Annotated in this window: 17 protein-coding genes; 8 read left to right on the plus strand and 9 right to left on the minus strand. The window is 68.7% G+C overall.

The genetic code is table 11. The features are described 5' to 3' along the window. The first annotated feature begins 6 nt into the window (after positions 1-6). From OG352_RS23475 to OG352_RS23500, 6 genes are all read left to right on the plus strand, one after another. Positions 7-1,440, plus strand: coding sequence for a sensor histidine kinase (locus OG352_RS23475; RefSeq protein ID WP_329219540.1), 1,434 nt, complete (start codon positions 7-9; stop codon positions 1,438-1,440). 51 nt (positions 1,441-1,491) lie between these two features. Continuing rightward, positions 1,492-2,169 (plus strand): response regulator, encoded by a 678-nt coding sequence (locus tag OG352_RS23480; RefSeq protein WP_443072499.1) that lies wholly within the window; start codon positions 1,492-1,494, stop codon positions 2,167-2,169. A 143-nt stretch (positions 2,170-2,312) separates the two neighbouring features. Continuing rightward, a complete protein-coding gene (locus tag OG352_RS23485) occupies positions 2,313-3,674 on the plus strand; it encodes a sensor histidine kinase (RefSeq protein ID WP_329219544.1) in 1,362 nt (453 codons plus the stop codon). Next, positions 3,671-4,336 (plus strand): response regulator transcription factor, encoded by a 666-nt coding sequence (locus tag OG352_RS23490; RefSeq protein ID WP_329219546.1) that lies wholly within the window; start codon positions 3,671-3,673, stop codon positions 4,334-4,336. Before OG352_RS23485 ends, OG352_RS23490 begins: the two co-directional genes overlap by 4 nt. 1,291 nt (positions 4,337-5,627) lie before the next feature. After that, positions 5,628-5,966, plus strand: coding sequence for a MerR family transcriptional regulator (locus tag OG352_RS23495; RefSeq protein WP_329219548.1), 339 nt, complete (start codon positions 5,628-5,630; stop codon positions 5,964-5,966). A 486-nt stretch (positions 5,967-6,452) separates the two neighbouring features. Then, on the plus strand, positions 6,453-6,584 hold the full coding sequence (locus tag OG352_RS23500; protein WP_329219550.1) for a hypothetical protein: 132 nt from the start codon (positions 6,453-6,455) through the stop codon (positions 6,582-6,584). Positions 6,585-6,607: 23 nt separating this feature from the next. On the opposite strand, the gene OG352_RS23505 is transcribed toward OG352_RS23500, so the two are convergent. From OG352_RS23505 to OG352_RS23515, 3 genes are all read right to left on the minus strand, one after another. Then, the gene (locus OG352_RS23505) at positions 6,608-6,787 is read right to left on the minus strand and encodes a DUF397 domain-containing protein (RefSeq protein WP_329219551.1); all 180 of its coding nucleotides are present in this window, start codon (positions 6,785-6,787) and stop codon (positions 6,608-6,610) included. Positions 6,788-6,957: 170 nt separating this feature from the next. Further along, positions 6,958-7,137 carry a DUF397 domain-containing protein gene (locus OG352_RS23510; RefSeq protein WP_329219552.1) on the minus strand — a complete coding sequence of 60 codons (180 nt, stop codon included), beginning with the start codon at positions 7,135-7,137 and terminating at the stop codon, positions 6,958-6,960. Beyond that, the gene (locus tag OG352_RS23515; RefSeq protein ID WP_329219554.1) at positions 7,134-8,003 is read right to left on the minus strand and encodes a helix-turn-helix domain-containing protein; all 870 of its coding nucleotides are present in this window, start codon (positions 8,001-8,003) and stop codon (positions 7,134-7,136) included. The genes OG352_RS23510 and OG352_RS23515 overlap by 4 nt, the downstream gene beginning before the upstream one ends. Before the next feature lie 188 nt (positions 8,004-8,191). Here OG352_RS23515 and OG352_RS23520 point away from each other — a divergent pair, with 188 nt between their 5' ends. Beyond that, a complete protein-coding gene (locus OG352_RS23520) occupies positions 8,192-8,611 on the plus strand; it encodes an ATP-binding protein (RefSeq protein WP_329219555.1) in 420 nt (139 codons plus the stop codon). Between the two features lie 269 nt (positions 8,612-8,880). Here OG352_RS23520 and OG352_RS23525 read toward each other — a convergent pair whose 3' ends face one another. The 5 genes from OG352_RS23525 to OG352_RS23545 all read right to left on the minus strand — a co-directional run bounded on the left by OG352_RS23525 (position 8,881) and on the right by OG352_RS23545 (position 13,127). Further along, on the minus strand, positions 8,881-9,093 hold the full coding sequence (locus tag OG352_RS23525) for a Scr1 family TA system antitoxin-like transcriptional regulator (RefSeq protein ID WP_443072500.1): 213 nt from the start codon (positions 9,091-9,093) through the stop codon (positions 8,881-8,883). A 169-nt stretch (positions 9,094-9,262) separates the two neighbouring features. Beyond that, positions 9,263-9,835, minus strand: coding sequence for a GTP-binding protein (locus tag OG352_RS23530; protein ID WP_329219558.1), 573 nt, complete (start codon positions 9,833-9,835; stop codon positions 9,263-9,265). Continuing rightward, a complete protein-coding gene (locus OG352_RS23535) occupies positions 9,822-10,187 on the minus strand; it encodes a DUF742 domain-containing protein (protein ID WP_329219559.1) in 366 nt (121 codons plus the stop codon). Before OG352_RS23535 ends, OG352_RS23530 begins: the two co-directional genes overlap by 14 nt. Continuing rightward, on the minus strand, positions 10,184-10,651 hold the full coding sequence (locus tag OG352_RS23540; RefSeq protein WP_329219561.1) for a roadblock/LC7 domain-containing protein: 468 nt from the start codon (positions 10,649-10,651) through the stop codon (positions 10,184-10,186). The genes OG352_RS23535 and OG352_RS23540 overlap by 4 nt, the downstream gene beginning before the upstream one ends. Positions 10,652-10,712: 61 nt before the next feature. Beyond that, on the minus strand, positions 10,713-13,127 hold the full coding sequence (locus OG352_RS23545) for a sensor histidine kinase (RefSeq protein ID WP_329219562.1): 2,415 nt from the start codon (positions 13,125-13,127) through the stop codon (positions 10,713-10,715). A gap of 768 nt (positions 13,128-13,895) precedes the next feature. On the opposite strand from OG352_RS23545, the gene OG352_RS23550 reads away from it, so the two are divergent. Further along, a complete protein-coding gene (locus OG352_RS23550; protein WP_329219563.1) occupies positions 13,896-15,107 on the plus strand; it encodes a cytochrome P450 in 1,212 nt (403 codons plus the stop codon). Here the strand turns inward: OG352_RS23550 and OG352_RS23555 are convergent. Further along, positions 15,104-15,331: a hypothetical protein gene (locus OG352_RS23555; protein ID WP_329219565.1), complete on the minus strand. Its 228-nt coding sequence runs from the start codon at positions 15,329-15,331 to the stop codon at positions 15,104-15,106. The two genes, OG352_RS23550 and OG352_RS23555, sit on opposite strands and share 4 nt — an antisense overlap. Positions 15,332-15,341 lie beyond the last annotated feature (10 nt).

The raw sequence follows: 15,341 nt of genomic DNA on the forward strand, positions 1-15,341 counted from the left end.
GTGCGGATGAACGACGTGGGGGAGCGGTTGACCAGGGGGCTGCGGGTACTGCGGGACGACCTGTGGACGACCCGGGCGGCACCGCTGCCGCCGTTCGTCTGGCTGCGTCGGCTGCCGCACGGGCACGTGATCCTGGTCGGTATCGGCATCACGCTGGGCGGGATGGCTCAGATCACCGACGAATACCGCCAGGGCGTGAACTACGGGGTGTTGTGCTCGGCGGTGCAGGGCCTGGCGGTGGCTCTGGCCCTGTGGCGGCCGGTTCCGGCGTGGTGGCTGTCGCTGACGGTCACGGTGGTCGTGGCCATGGGCGCACGCTCCCAACTGATCTCGGGCGAGGCCGAGCCCGACGCCTCCTGGCCCTGGGGCGGGGCGAGCCTGATCGCACACGCCATGGTGCTGCTCCTGCTGTCGCTGCGGGTGCCCACCCGCGCCTCTGTGGCCGCCCTTGGCCTGACCGTGCTGGTCACCTACGTGATGGAAGGACTCATCGGTGCCGCCAACTACGCGCCGACCGGCCCACTGGCGGTGATCGTGTTCGCCGCGGTGGTCCTCGTCGGCACCGCCCTGCGCGGCCGCCGCGAGGCCCGTACCCAGCTCGTCGAACAAGAGACGATCACCGCCGAGGAGCGCGCCCGCCGCACCCTGCTGGAGGAGCGCAACCGGATCGCGCGCGAGCTGCACGACGTGGTCGCCCACCACATGTCGGTGATCTCCATCCAGGCCCAGGTCGCCCCGCACCTGGTGGAGAACCCGTCCGAGGAGCTGAAGGAGAACCTCGCGGGCATCCGGCAGAACGCCCTGGAGGCGCTCGCCGAACTGCGCCGGGTGCTCGGCGTGCTGCGCTCGGAGAACCCCGAGGACCCCTACGGCCTCGGCGCGGCCGGCACCGGAACCGCCCCGGACACCCCGCAGCCCACGCTGGACCGCCTCGACGCCCTGCTGGAGAACACCCGCGCCGCAGGGCTGGACGTGGTCGCCGTCATCGAGGGCGAGGCACCCGTGTACCCGCCGGGCATGCAGTTGTCGGCGTACCGGATAGTCCAGGAGGCGCTGAGCAACGCCCTGCGGCACGCGCCGGGTTCCCATGTGCGCGTGGAGGTCACCCACCACGCCCGGGGCCTGCACCTGGAGGTCACCAACTCCCGCCCGAGCGAACCCGTACGGCCTTCCCCGGGAGCGGGCCACGGCCTGCTCGGCATGCGCGAACGGGCGACGATGCTGGGCGGCCACGTCAACGCGTACCCGACCCTGCACGGCGGCTTCGCGGTAGCGGCGTTCCTCCCGAGAAGCGGCACGGCGACACCCCCCGACGACTCAGCCGATCCAGGCATCCCCGAGGGCCTCGAACTCATCTTCCCGGACGACGACGACGACGTCGACGACGTCGACGACCTCGACGACCCGGCTGACCCGGCTGATCCCGGACGACCGGGATGACGTGCACGACGCGGACGCTCCGCCCCCGACAGCAGAAGGAAACCGATGACGATGACGACCGTCGGCACCATCCGCGTACTGATCGCCGACGACCAGCAGATGGTCCGGCAGGGCTTCACAGTGCTGCTCAACGCGCACCCGGGCATCGAGGTGATCGGGCAGGCGGTGAACGGCCTGGACGCCATCGCTAAGGTCGACGAACTCGCCCCGGACGTCGTCCTGATGGACATCCGCATGCCCGAGCTCGGCGGCGTCGACGCCACGCACCGCATCACCCTCGCGCACCCGCACATCAAGGTGCTGGTGCTGACCACCTTCGACCTCGACGAGTACGTGTACGACGCGCTGCGGGCGGGCGCGTCCGGGTTCCTGCTGAAGGACGCGTCCGCGGACCAACTCGCCGAGGCGGTCCGGGTGGTGGCGGCCGGCGACGCCCTGCTCGCGCCCGGCATCACCCGCAAGCTGATCGCCGAGTTCTCCCGCCTCGACGGCAAGCCCAGAGCCCCGCTGAAGGAGCGGATCGGCGACCTCACCGAACGGGAGACGGAGGTGCTCAGCCTGATCGCCCAGGGTTTGTCCAACGCGGAGATCGCGAGCCACCTCTTCGTCGCCGAGCAGACCGTGAAGACGCACGTGGGCCGCATCCTGGTGAAACTGGGCCTGCGCGACCGTACCCAGGCGGCGGTGTTCGCGTACGAGTCGGGCCTGGTGAGACCGTCGGGCTACTGACGGTCGGCACCCTCCATGGCCCCTGTGGCGGCTGAGGCGGCTGTGGCGGCTCCCCGTCGGACCCGTAGTACTTGAGAGGGAGCTGCTGGAACCCCTCTCACTGGTGACGACGGGGACCACCGGCTGGGCCTACCGTTTTGAACGTGACCGAGACGACGCAGACGCACCCCACGCACCCGGACGACCCGGCCGACTCGTACGAGGCCTACCGGCCGCGCAGCCCGGAGTTCAGGGCGGCCGTGGACGCCCTGCGCGGCATGCGGCAGGACCTGTTCCACGACGCGTTCGCCTACCGCCCGCTGCCCCGCAAGGAGCCCACGGGCCGCCTCGCGCGCAGCCTGAAGGGCCGCAAGCGGGAGTACGCGGCCTGGTCCCGGCACGCGCTCGTCTGTGCGGGCGGCGCGCTGGCGATGCTGATCGCCTGGGCGGACGACGGCGGCGGCCTGCTGGGCCTCGTGATCGGCCTGCTCGTCCTGGCACCGGTGCTGATGACGCTGGTGCGGCCGGTCGGCGCGTTCTGGCTGTCCCTCGCTTCGACCCTGGCGGTGTCCCTGGTCGGCACGACCTACAGCAACTGGCCGTGGCTGCCCGCCAGTTTCATCTCCCACCTGGTCGTCCTGGCGGTAGTGGCGATACGCACCCGCCCGCGCACGGCGGCGTGGATGTGGCTGCTGACGGGGGCCTACGGCTTCGTCGCCGAGACCGTCTTCGGCTGGGGCCACTACGACACGAACATCGCGCCCATGCTGGTGTTCTCCGCGATCGTCCTGCTCACCGGCACCGTCTGGCACATCCGCCGGCAGGCCGAGCAGGAGGTGACCGCCCAGCAGACGGTCACGGCGCATGAACGCTCCCGCCGCACCCTGCTGGAGGAGCGCACCACGATCGCCCGCGAGCTGCACGACGTGGTCGCGCACCACATGTCGGTGGTGGCCATCCAGGCGGAGGCCGCCCCCTACCGGGTGGAGAACCCGCCGCCGGAGCTGGAGAAGGCCTTCGCGACGATCCGGGAGAACGCGGTTGCGGCGCTCACGGAGCTGCGCCGGGTACTGGGCGTGGTCCGCGCCGAGGACTACGAGGTCCCCGACGCCCCGCAGCCCACCCTCGCAGAGCTGGACGGGCTGCTCGCCAACGTGCGGGAGGCCGGCCTGGAGGTGGAGAAGGCGGTCACGGGCGCGGTGCGCGAGCTGCCGCAGGGGGTGGAGCTGTCGGCGTACCGGATGGTCCAGGAGGCGCTGAGCAACACGCTCCGCCACGCGCCCGGGGCGAGTGCCCGCGTGGAGGTCGGGTACGTCCTGGGCGGCCTGGGCCTGCGGATAGTCAACAGTGCCCCGCCCAACCCGACCCTGATCAAGCCCTCACCGGGAGCGGGCCACGGCATCACGGGCATGCGGGAGAGGGTGAGCATGCTGAACGGCGAGATGACGGCGGAGCCGACGCCGACGGGCGGCTACGAGGTGACGGTGTTCCTGCCGGTGGCGGTCGCGAGCGAGGGTGGAGCATGACGATCCGAGTACTGATCGCCGACGACCAGATGATGGTGCGCGAGGGCTTCTCGGTCCTGCTGAACGCGATGCCGGACATCGAGGTCGTGGGCGAGGCGGTCAACGGCCGGGAGGCGGTGGACCGGGTCCGCGAACTGACTCCCGACGTGGTCCTGATGGACATCCGCATGCCGGAGCTGAACGGCATCGAGGCGACACGGGAGATCGTGGCGGCGGACGGCTCGGCGAAGGTCCTGGTCCTGACCACCTTCGACCTGGACGAGTACGTCTACCAGGCGCTCCGCGCAGGAGCCTCGGGCTTCCTCCTGAAGGACGCGTCGGCCCGCCAACTGGCCGACGGCGTACGGGTGGTGGCGGCCGGCGAAGCTCTCCTCGCCCCGTCCGTCACCAAGCGCCTGATCACGGAGTTCTCGAAACTGTCCGACACCCCGCGCCTGTCCGCGACCGCCCAGGCGGCGTACGGCGACCTGACCGAACGGGAGACGGAGGTACTGGTCCTGATCGCCCAGGGACTGTCGAACCTGGAGATAGCAGGTCGCCTGGTGGTGGCGGAGTCGACCATCAAGACCCACGTGAGCAGGATCCTGGTGAAACTGGGCCTGCGGGACCGCACGCAGGCGGCGGTGTTCGCTTACGAGGCGAGGTTGGTGACGCCGGGTTAGAGGAGATGCGGCACGGCAGGGCGTGGCGGCGGCCCATGATCGTTTCTGCGGTGAATCCACTGCTCCGGACGGCGCGTCGGCCGTCAGCGCCGACTCGTCCACGCCCTCGGTCAGACCGGGGCCGACCAGCCCGTAGTAGCCGGTCTTGCCCCGGGGCGGAGCAGTGAACCCGACGGGGATGGCGTGCCCGGTGAGCCGGTCCTGGCCGCACCCGCAGTGGGTGGCGTGGTAGCGGCTCCTCTTGCTCTCCAGTGGCTTGTGCGGCTCCAGCGGCTCGTGCGGCTCGTACACCAGCCGGTCGCCGTAGTACTTCGTATCCCTCGCGAAACCCGACACCGCCGCGGTTTCCCACCGCACCGGGTCCAGGAACAGAGGCCGTCACTCCCCGTGGTGGGTGGTACATCGGAACGAAAACCGGCGCTCCGGTCAGCCGTCACGGCTGTCGGAACAGCGGTCATCGGTGAGATCGACCTTGGGAAGGCCACCGGCCACCCCGGTCGGCGCCGGTGCCCGGCATCTACCGGGCGAGGAGGGCCTTGGCAGGGCTCGATTACCTCACTGTCAAACACGCGGAAATCTATGTCGGCCGTAGTAGACATTGGGTGGTGGCGTGGTTATGGTTTCTCTCGTAGCCCAGAGAGACAGCAGGGCCTGGCAGAAACGAACTGCCGGCAGCAGTACCCGCAGTTGCAGTGCGCAGGACGGTGCGGTGGTGGAGTTCCGAAGCCAGGGTTGTTGCAGGACGGCGACGGGACTGACGACCGGACCGGGTGGCCCGCAGTGATCAGGGGCCGCCGTGAGCAGTACCCAGCAGTGAAGTCGAGTGAGCAGCACCTCGGTGAAGGCGTCGGCTGCGGGCGCGCGCTCCGGGAAGTTCGGCAGTGGGGTTCTAAGCCAGAGCAGACGCAGGACGGGCGACGGGGCTGGCTGCCGAAGAGTGGCGCTGTCGCAGGCCACTGAGCAGTTCGCATCACCAGCAGTACGCAGTAGAGCAGTACCAGCAGTGCGCAGTCCCCTTCGGTAAGTGTTGATCAAGAGGGAAGAACGGAGGAGCACCGCGCCATCAGGATCGCCCGGGCGGAATGCTGAGCCCGGGTACCGCAGGACATCGATAGTGAGGTGGTCTCCGGTCAAGCAACCGCGATCCCCGCACCCCCGACAGAAACTCGGTCGGGTCGGCGGAAACAGAAGGCCGGCGCAGTACCAGGGCCGGTAGATGGTGTAGCAGTTCCTTCGGGGCCCGGGTGCCATAAGCACCCGGGCCCCTCCACGCGTTCCACAGAGAGGTGCAATGACCGCAGACGACTCGTTCAACCGGCTCGACGACGACGACTACCCCGCCTACACCATGGGCCGGGCCGCCGAGATGCTCGGCACCACCCAGGGCTTCCTCCGCGCCATCGGCGAAGCCCGCCTCATCACCCCGCTGCGCTCCGCGGGCGGCCACCGCCGCTACTCCCGCTACCAGTTGCGCATCGCCGCCCGCGCCCGGGAACTCGTCGACCAGGGCACCCCCGTCGAGGCCGCCTGCCGCATCGTCATCCTCGAAGACCAACTCGAAGAAGCCCAGCGCATCAACGCCGAATACCGCCGCGCCGCCGAATCGACGAACCCGACGACCGAGTCCTGAGACGGCTGACAGCTGCGACCCCCAGGAGCTTCGCGGCTGCCGCCCCGCGCATGCTGCCCGGAACGCACCGCGTTCCGGGCAACTTCGTCTTCTACGGCCATTGGGCCGAGAGCGACTCAGCGTGGGGAGTCACTCTCACAAACGTTTCTTGCCCGGAGCAGGGTCGGAAACGGTCGGCGAAAGCGGTCCGGATCGCGGATTCACTGTCACGACTCGCTCTCACTCAAAAGTGGAACCAGGCACGTTCTGGGAAATGTCTGTGACAGCGTCCGGGGTCATGACGGACCCTCAAACCGCGCTCGCGTCCGAAGCGGACGACGTCGAGCGCCACCCCTGCCCGCGCTGCGACGCTCACTCGCCGCCGCGAGGGAGGTCAAGGCCCACGCCCCGCCCACGTCCGCAAACGGTGAGCTCAACGCCTCGGCTCAGGTCGTCGGCGACTGCCACGGCCTGGCCGACCAGCGCTGGAAGAAGGAGGGCGAGTGGTTGCGCACCGAGGTCAACAACCAGTGCCTGAGCATCCAGAACAACGGTGACCCGAGCGAGCGCGCCGGCATCAACGTCCGCAACTGCGGCCCGAACGCCTGGCAGTTCTGGAGGCTCCCCAACCCCTCCTGACCGCCGCCCGCCCGGGCCCTCACCTACCCAAGTTGCCCGAGAAACGCACGCCAGCTCTCGGGCGAGAAGGTGAGGTGGGGGCCGCACGGCCGCTTACTGTCGCGGACGGCTCGGCCGCCGGCGAGGGTGTCGGCGACCTCAACGCAGGCGTTCTCCTGACCGGAGTGCGACGACTTCCAGAAGGGGCTAACAACCTTGGTCACGATCAGCCTTCCTTGGCCAGGTCTTCGAACTTGGGCGGTGCGGCTCTGCCCGGTCCCTGCCGGGGTGGTCCGCGTGGGAATGTGACACTTCGGGGTCCGAGTGTCACATTCGTGGAGCGCACCTACCGGGGATCGGGCGGGTGCGCGCATCGCTCAACTTCGAAGACGCCTCAACTGAACTGCTGGACGAACGAGTGCCAGCCCTCGCGCGAGACGGTGAGGAGCGGGCCGTGCGCCTGCTTGCTGTCGCGGACGGCACGGCCACCGGCGCGGGTGTCGGCGACCTCGACGCAGGCGTTCTCCGCCCCCGAGTACGAGGACTTCCAGAAGGGGCTAACAACCTCGGTCACGATGTGTCTTCCTTCAAGCTCCGCAGTATGCCCCGGATGAGCTTCGCACTTGCGTCCGGTGTCAACGCTGACGATCGTAGTAGGTCGAACGCACTGGCGTAAGCGGCAAGGTCCTCGGCTCCTTCAAGGACCGATGTGCCTCGCAGATTGTCCATGGCGACCGCTTCGACCGTCGGCTCCTCATCGAAACTGAAGGAGTAAAAGGCGGAGGAGTACCCCGCCAGTACGCCCGCGCTGACTGGCAACACCTGCACGGTGACGTTCTTCCGCTTTCCGACTTCAAGGATCGCGGACAGTTGCTCCCGGTGAATCTCGACACTCACCAGCGGTTGCGCGAGGACGGCTTCCCAAAGGATCGCCGTGTACGAGGCTCCACCCTCTTCGATCTTCGCCTGCCTCCCCGCACGAACCTTCACCAGCTGGGCGGCCCGCTCCGGCTCGATGTAGTGGGGACTGGCGGCGATAACTGCCTCCGCATACGCCGGAGTTTGCAGGAGCCCCGGCATCATCACTGGCTGCCACTCGCGGATATAGGTCGCGTCGTCCTCCAACGCGATGTGATCGACGTAGTCCGGCCGTAGGTGAGCCGCATGCTCCAGCCACCAGCCCCGGTTCTTCGAGTGCTTGGCCAACTCCTCCAGCTTGTCGCGGACTTCAGTGTCCGTGACGCCGTACGCCTCCAGCAGCAGCCGTACTTCGATCACGCGCGCGGTGACATGACCGCTCTCAAGGCGACTGATCCTGGCCTGACTTGACGCGATGACCTCGGCCGCCTCGGGCTGATCGAGCTTGGCGGCGTGCCGGTACTGCCTGAGTGCCGTACCCAAACGCCTGCTGCGTACCGTCGGCCGTCCACCTGCGGGCATGGGACCTCCCCTCTCCTTCGGCAACGATGCCACAAGGGTCGCCGCCTTCGAGAACGCTTCACTCGATCGAGTGGACAGGTGAATGTATTCACTCGACCCTGTTGTGTAGGCGCCGAATCCGGCCCTACCTTCATGAATGCGCCGCTGAGGAGCGCATCTTGACGAGACGTCAGGAAAGTAGGTCCCCCATGCCCGAAACCGCCAACACCTTCCGCATCCCCAAACACAGACGGCACGTGCCGGTCGCCCGGAGCCAGGTCCGCAAGGCCCTCGCGGACTGGGGGATCACCGACGACCTCGCCGACGACGTCACCCTCTCGGCGAACGAGCTCGTGACCAACGCGGTGACCCACTGCCAGGTCTCCTACGCACAGGTCAAGGTCACGCTGACGCTTCGGGGGCCGTACCTGTTCCTGGAGGTCTACGACCCGGACCGGGACCGTCTCCCCGAGCCCCGCGACTGCGCCCCGGACGACGAGGGCGGACGCGGACTCGCGCTCGTCGGACGGCTGGCCGGCGCCTGGGGGCACGCGCAGCAGAAGCACACGAAGTGCGTGTGGGCCAGGTTCACGCTCCCGGAGAGGACCCATGTTCCGGCGGCTTTATGAGGCACTCACCGGGCTGCGGCACAAACACGACCCCGCGCCGGACGACTGGGACGCGGCCCGGGAAGTACGACAGCCGGACCCGTACGTATGGCCACAGCGGCGACTGCCGAGCCCCCGCGATGCCCGCTGGCACCGCTGGGCCAGACGCAGCCGCGCGGCCAACCACACCCTGCCGTTCCCAAGTGAGGAGGCGTGCTGGAACGACGTCCCCAGCCGCCCCCGGGAACCTTCCTGGGAAGCCGCCGACGACGTAGTACGGCCGTACGTGCTCAGGCCCTGATGCTGCGGCGAACCCGCGCGATCACCTGCTGGGCGTCGGTCCCGTACACCGCGGCTTCGGCGAAGGTCTCCCAGGCGTGGCGGTAGAGGGCGATCGTCTCGGCGTCGTCGAGCCAGAGTTCGGCGTGCAAGTCCTCGACGGTGACCAGCCGGTCGTCCAGGATCCGCCCTCGTACGGTCCTCCGCCGAGCGACTGGGATCAGGCGACGATGTGTCGCTCGGCTTCTACCTCGAACGCCCCGCGTACCTCTCCCTGGCTTTGGTGACGTGCTCTCCGAACCGCGCGAATTCCGGGCTCAGTTGCCCTCTCGCCCCGGCGACGTAGTGCGGCGGCCGTACGTGCTCAGGCGCTGCTGGTCCCGTGTCCGGTGTTCATGATGCGTGGGAGACGTGGTCGATGACGTGGTCGACGAGGGTGCGGAGGGTGTCGCGGCAGGACTCGCGGTCGCGGGCGTCGAAGGCGTGGAGGCGGGTGTTCGGGCCGAGGGCGAGTGCTTGGCGGACTTGTGCGGCGGTGTACGCCTGGAGTCCGTCGAAGCAGTTGACGGCGACGATGAAGGGGATGCCGCGTTTTTCGAAGAAGTCGATGGCGGCGAAACTGACGTCGATGCGCCGGGTGTCGACGAGGACCACGCCGCCGAGGGCTCCGAGCGCGAGGTCGTTCCACATGAACCAGAAGCGTTGCTGGCCGGGCGTGCCGAACAGGTAGAGCACGAGGTCGGGGAAGAGAGTGATGCGGCCGAAGTCCAGGGCCACGGTGGTGGTGGTCTTCCCCCCGATTCCGTGGAGGTCGTCCACGTCGGCGCCGGCGTCGGTGAGGATCTCCTCGGTGCGCAGCGGTTCGATCTCGCTGATGGCGCGGACCAGGGTCGTCTTGCCGACACCGAATCCTCCTGAGACAAGGATCTTGACGGCGCTGGGGGCCTCCGTGTCACAGCCTGGCAAGGCCTTCCCTCACTCTCTGCAGCAAAGCGATGTCCGGACCGCTGAGCCCCTGGGCGGGAGGCGTCGCGGTGATGATCCCCTGGTCCAGCAGGTCCGAGAGGAGGATCTTGGTGACGGTTACGGGCAGGTCGAGGTGGGCCGATATCTCGGCGACGGCCGCGGGCGCGGCGCACAGGTCCAGTGCCCGGAGGTGTTCCCGTTGCAGCCCTGAGTCGGCCCGGCCGGAGGCGGCGGTCGCCGTGACGATGGTGATCAGGGTGAAGATGTTGCGGCTGGGCTCGGTGCGGCCGCCGGTGATGGTGAAGGGACGCACGAGTCGGCCGGCGTGCTGGAACTCCGCGTCTTCGGTCATGGTGTGTCGCCGAAGCTCTGCCACGGAGCGGGGGACGGGGCTCCGTAGCCGAAGGGGAGTCCGGCACGAGGGTGCGCGCTGAGGTGGTCGCCGACCTTCTTGACGAGCATGTTCATCTCGAAGCCGACGACCTCCACGTCGGCGTGGCCGGTGGTGATCAGCGCCAGGTACGCACCGGGGCCGGCGGACGTGAGGATGAGATAGCCGGAACTCATCTCGAGCAGCGACTGGAGCACCGCGCCGCCGCTGATGTCGGCGCAGACGCTGCGGTTGAGGCTCATCAGACCCGACGCCGTGGCGGCTAAGCGTTCGGCCTCGGGGCGGGGGAAGGTGGTGGACTTGCTGACGACCAGGCCGTCCTCGGAGACCACCACGGCGAAACGTACATGGGCGACCTGTTCCACGAGCCGGGTGAGCAGGTCGTCGAGTCGGCTGTCGGTGGCCGGGGCACGGTCGGTCGTCATCGTGTGTCCTTGGTCGGTCTTCTGCTGCTGATGCTGCTGAATCGGTCATGCGTGTGCGGATTTACGGTTCGGAGTAGGAGCTGCCGGCGTTGCGCATGGTGCGGGCACGTCGGGTTCCGCGTACGAAGGCGGACATGGCGGAGGTGGCCTGTTGGGAGGGATAGGCCAGGGGGGCCAGTTGAGGCGCATGTTCCGTGCGCAGTTCCTCCGCCATGCTCGCCTCGGGAATCCGCTGCGGAAGCGGCGTCGGCGGGTCGGCGTCCGGCTGCGTCAGGACGGAGGGCCAGGCGGCCTCAGGGGGTGAGGGCAGGAAGGAGGGCCCGGCCGGGGCGGGGGGTGAGGGCAGGAACGGTTCCCCCGGAAACGGCATGACGGCGGGGGGCGGAGGGAAATCGGCGCCGGGCCGGCCGTGAGCGGGGCGAGTGCGGGTGGGACGAGTGCGGGTGGGACGAGCGGGGGTGGGACGACCCGGCACGTGGGGCTGCCCTTCGGCGCGACCCGCGCCGGGAACGTGTTCGTTGACGAATCCCGGCGTGAGTCCCGGCATGAACCCCGACTGCTGGTGCTCGCGGACGATCAGACCTTCGGGAATCAGGGCGATGGCGGCCATTCCGCCGAACACCGAGGGGCGGAGGGCGACCTTGATGGCGTGCCGGGCCGCGAGCCGGGAGACCACGAACAGCCCCAGGCGGGTGTCGTCGCCCAGCGCGAGTGCCTCGAACCGCGGCGGCTTGGACAGCAGGTCGTTGACCTGGGCGCAGTCCCGTTCGGACATGCCGATACCGCGGTCCTCGATCTGTATGGCGAGGCCCATGCCGACGGGATCGACCCTGGTCAGGACGGGGCAGATCTCGGGCGAGAACTGGGTGGCGTTCTCCATCAGTTCGGCCAGCAGATGGATCACGTCGGCGACGGCGTGGGCGACGAGTCGCGTGTGGTGGTCGCATTGGACGGTGATGCGCTGGTACTCGGCGACCTCGCCGGCCGCGCCGCGCAGAATGTCCGTGAGGAGGACGGGTTCTCTCCACTGCCGGCCGGGGCGGCCGCCGCTGATGACGATGAGGTTCTCTTCGTAGCGGCGCATCTGGTTGGCCTGGGAGTCCAGTTGGTACAGGCCCGCCAGAACATCGGGTTCCTGGTGTTCGCGTTCCAGTTTGTCCAGCAGTTCGACTTGGCGATTGACCAGGTTCTGGGTGTGGCGCGCGGTACCGAGAATGGCCTTTTCGAATCCGCGGCGGGCATCGGCCAGTTCGACCGCGCTGCTGACGGCGGTGCGCTGAGCGGAGTTGAACGCGCGGGTGACCTCGCCGAGTTCATCGTCACTGGAATCGAGTTCCATGGCTTCGGCACTGACATCGACGCGCTCGCCGCGGTTGAGCCGGGCGACGACGTCGGGCAGTTGCTTCTCCGCGAGGGTGGTGGTCGCTTCGCGCAGTCGTATCAGGCGCTGGAGCAGGGATCGGGTGACCCGCCAGGACAGCATGACGGAGGCGAGCACGGCGAAGAGCCCGGTGGCGCTGAGCAGCAGGCCTCGTTGCACCTGGTCGTCGGCGGTGGAGGCCTGGAGCGTGACCATGTCCGAGGTCTTGTCGTGGGCCAGCTTGTCGAAGTCGTCGCCGACCCTGTCGAGCGAGGTGCGCCACTGCTGGGCGGAGGCGGACAGGTTGTCATCGGGTTTTCCGGTGAGGACGGCGTTCTCCACCGCGGTCATCCGCTGCCAGGCGACGGTTTGGGTGACCTGCTGCACCGCGGCCCAGTCGGCGGGCGACGTCTGGGCTTTCAGGGCGGCCAGCAGCCAGCGCTGGGTGCCCACCGCCGTGATGAACTGCGTGCGGGCGGTGGGAGTCAGCCGCCCGCCGGGGAGAGCGGCGGACAGGGTGGTGTCCTCCAGCTGGATCTGCGTGATCGCGTTCAACAGCGAGCCCAGCGGAATCGACGCGGCCACCAGCGGGCCGTCCGGCACCTGGGTGGACACGTTTCCCACCGCGGCCATCTGGACGTCGGGGACGCGTGAAAGGGTCTCGGTGGCCTCGGTGATCGATATTTCCCGCTGGTCGATCCGCTCGCGCAGGGCACGGAGCGGGAGCTGCCGCAGGGTTTCGAACAGCGGGGAAATCGCGATCCTGACTCCGTCCGGGGCGGAGTCCAGCATGTCGGCGTCCTTCATGACCGCCTTGATCGCGTCATCGGTCCTGGCACGCTGAGCGAGCAGAGTGGTACGGGAGGATTCCGCTTCGGCGAGCCATGCGGCGGTCAGACGGCGTTCCAACTCGAACTGGTGCCGTAGAACAGTGCCCGATGGGGCAAGGGACTTGCCCAACGAGGTCTGGTCGCGCAGATCGAGTGCCTGGGAGAGCTGCCCGCCGGCCGCGACCAGCCAGACGACCGACAGCGCGAGGCTGGGGACCAGGGCCAGCAACAGCAATGACGTACGAATGGAGCGAAAGCGGCGCAGAGCATCCTTTGATAACGACATGGGCGTCCTTGTACAGAAGGCGAAAAGGCTGCTGTGGACCGAGTCACCCCAAGCGCGGCGGTGATGCCGGAGGTGAGCCTCGGAGGCGAGCCGGAGACGAAATGCCGTCTACAGAAGCCTTGGTGCGGATGAACCGAGAAAGGTCGGCCAAGGACCCGGCCGAGGCCCGGATCGTGTCTAGGTCGCGCGAGGTGACCGGGCGACGGATGCGAGATATCGGATGTATCGCCGCATCAGCCGCCGACGGCTAAGAACTGCGCGAAAAGGCCTTTGCAGGCAACATTTTCCTGCCTCATGGCGCGATTTTCACCTCGAGTCTCCAGCGATCCGAATTTGCAAACGATCAAGGAATGCTCCGTCAGGTCAACCTGCACCGGCCCGCGCGCGGCCGTACGCTCTGCGTATTCGCTTCAACGGGCGGAAACCACGATTCGACGCTACGGCTCCGTCGTATTTGAATTCGCAACGAGGAACATCAGATCAGGTTCGATCATGCTCCGCAACCTGTTCGCCGGGGCGATATTCCGGCGAATTCCGGCGAATTCCGTCGGGTGCGGATGCGCTCCTGCCGCTCGGCCGGGTCCAAGTTCCGCCGAATGTGACACTCCCGGGGGGATGTGTCACAGTTCACGGCCGACCGCATCCCGGGCCGCCGCACGGCCCGGGGGTGCTGCGGCCCGTCGAACCGGTCGGCCGACGGCTGAGGTCGTACGCTCCGCCCGCCAAGACCCCCTGGTCAGCCGCCCGTCCACCGGCTAGCGTCCGTTCATGGCAGCAGCAGATGACCTCTCCTTCGACCCCTGGGATCCCGCGTTCGTGGCGGATCCGTATCCGGCGTACGCCGAGCTTCGGGGGCGGGTGGTCTACTACGCGCCGAGTGATCAGTGGCTGGTGTCGCGGCACGCGGATGTGGCGGCGCTGTTGCGGGAGCGGCGGCTCGGGCGGACGTATCGGCATCGGTTCACGGACGCGGACTTCGGGCGGGCCGCGCCGCCGGCCGAGCAGGAGCCGTTCCACACGCTGAACGATCACGGGATGCTCGATCTGGAGCCGCCGGACCACACGCGGATCCGGCGGCTGGTGTCGAAGGCGTTCACACCGCGCACGGTGGAGCGGCTGAAGCCGTATGTGCGCAGGCTGGCCGGGGAGTTGGTGGACCGGCTGGTGGAGGCGGGCGGCGGTGATCTGCTGGGCGAGGTCGCCGAGCCGCTGCCCGTCGCCGTGATCGCGGAGATGCTCGGCATCCCGGAGTCGGACCGGGCGCCCCTGCGGCCCTGGTCGGCCGATATCTGCGGGATGTACGAGCTCAGCCCGTCGGAGGAGACGGCGGCCAAGGCCGTGCGGGCCTCCGTCGAGTTCTCCGGGTATCTGCGCGAGCTGATCGCCGCTCGCCGCAAGGAGCCCGGTGACGATCTCATCTCCGGGCTCATCGCCGCCCACGACGACGGCGACCGGCTCACCGAGCAGGAGATGATCTCGACCGCCGTGCTGCTGCTGAACGCCGGTCACGAGGCGACCGTCAACGCCACCGTCAACGGGTGGTGGGCGCTCTTCCGGAACCCGGAGCAGTTGGCCGCGCTGCGCGCCGATCACTCGCTCGTGCCCACCGCCGTCGAGGAGTTGATGCGGTACGACACCCCGCTCCAGCTCTTCGAGCGGTGGGTGCTGGACGACATCGAGATCGACGGGGTCGTCGTGCCCCGGGGTGCCGAGATCGCCATGCTGTTCGGGGCCGCCAACCACGACCCGGACGTCTTCGCCGACCCGGAGCGGCTCGACCTCGCCCGCGCCGACAACCCGCACATCTCCTTCAGCGCGGGCATCCACTACTGCATCGGCGCCCCCCTGGCCCGCATCGAGCTGGCCGCCTCCATGACCGCCCTGCTGGAGAAGGCCCCGACGCTGAGCCTCGCGGCGGAGCCACTGCGCAAGCCGAACTTCGTCATCCGGGGGCTGGAGGGTCTGGCCGTCACCTTCTAGCCGTCACCCTCCGAGTCGCCTCGTCCGGCGGTCAGCAGGCGGGCGAGCGGGGCGTAGACGAGCGCCGGCAGGAGTGCTCCCGCCAGGAACACCAGCGGGAGTTCCGTGAACAGGACGCTGAGGTCCAGGCCCTCGTCCTCGAAGCCGTGGCCCAGGTGGATGCGTGTGCGGGTCGAGGTGAGCCACAGGTTCGTCGCCGCCAGCGCGCCCGCCACCGACAGCACACAGCCACCG

Origin of the sequence: Streptomyces sp. NBC_01485 (assembly GCF_036227125.1) — a bacterium.
Classification (GTDB): Bacteria; Actinomycetota; Actinomycetes; order Streptomycetales; family Streptomycetaceae; genus Streptomyces.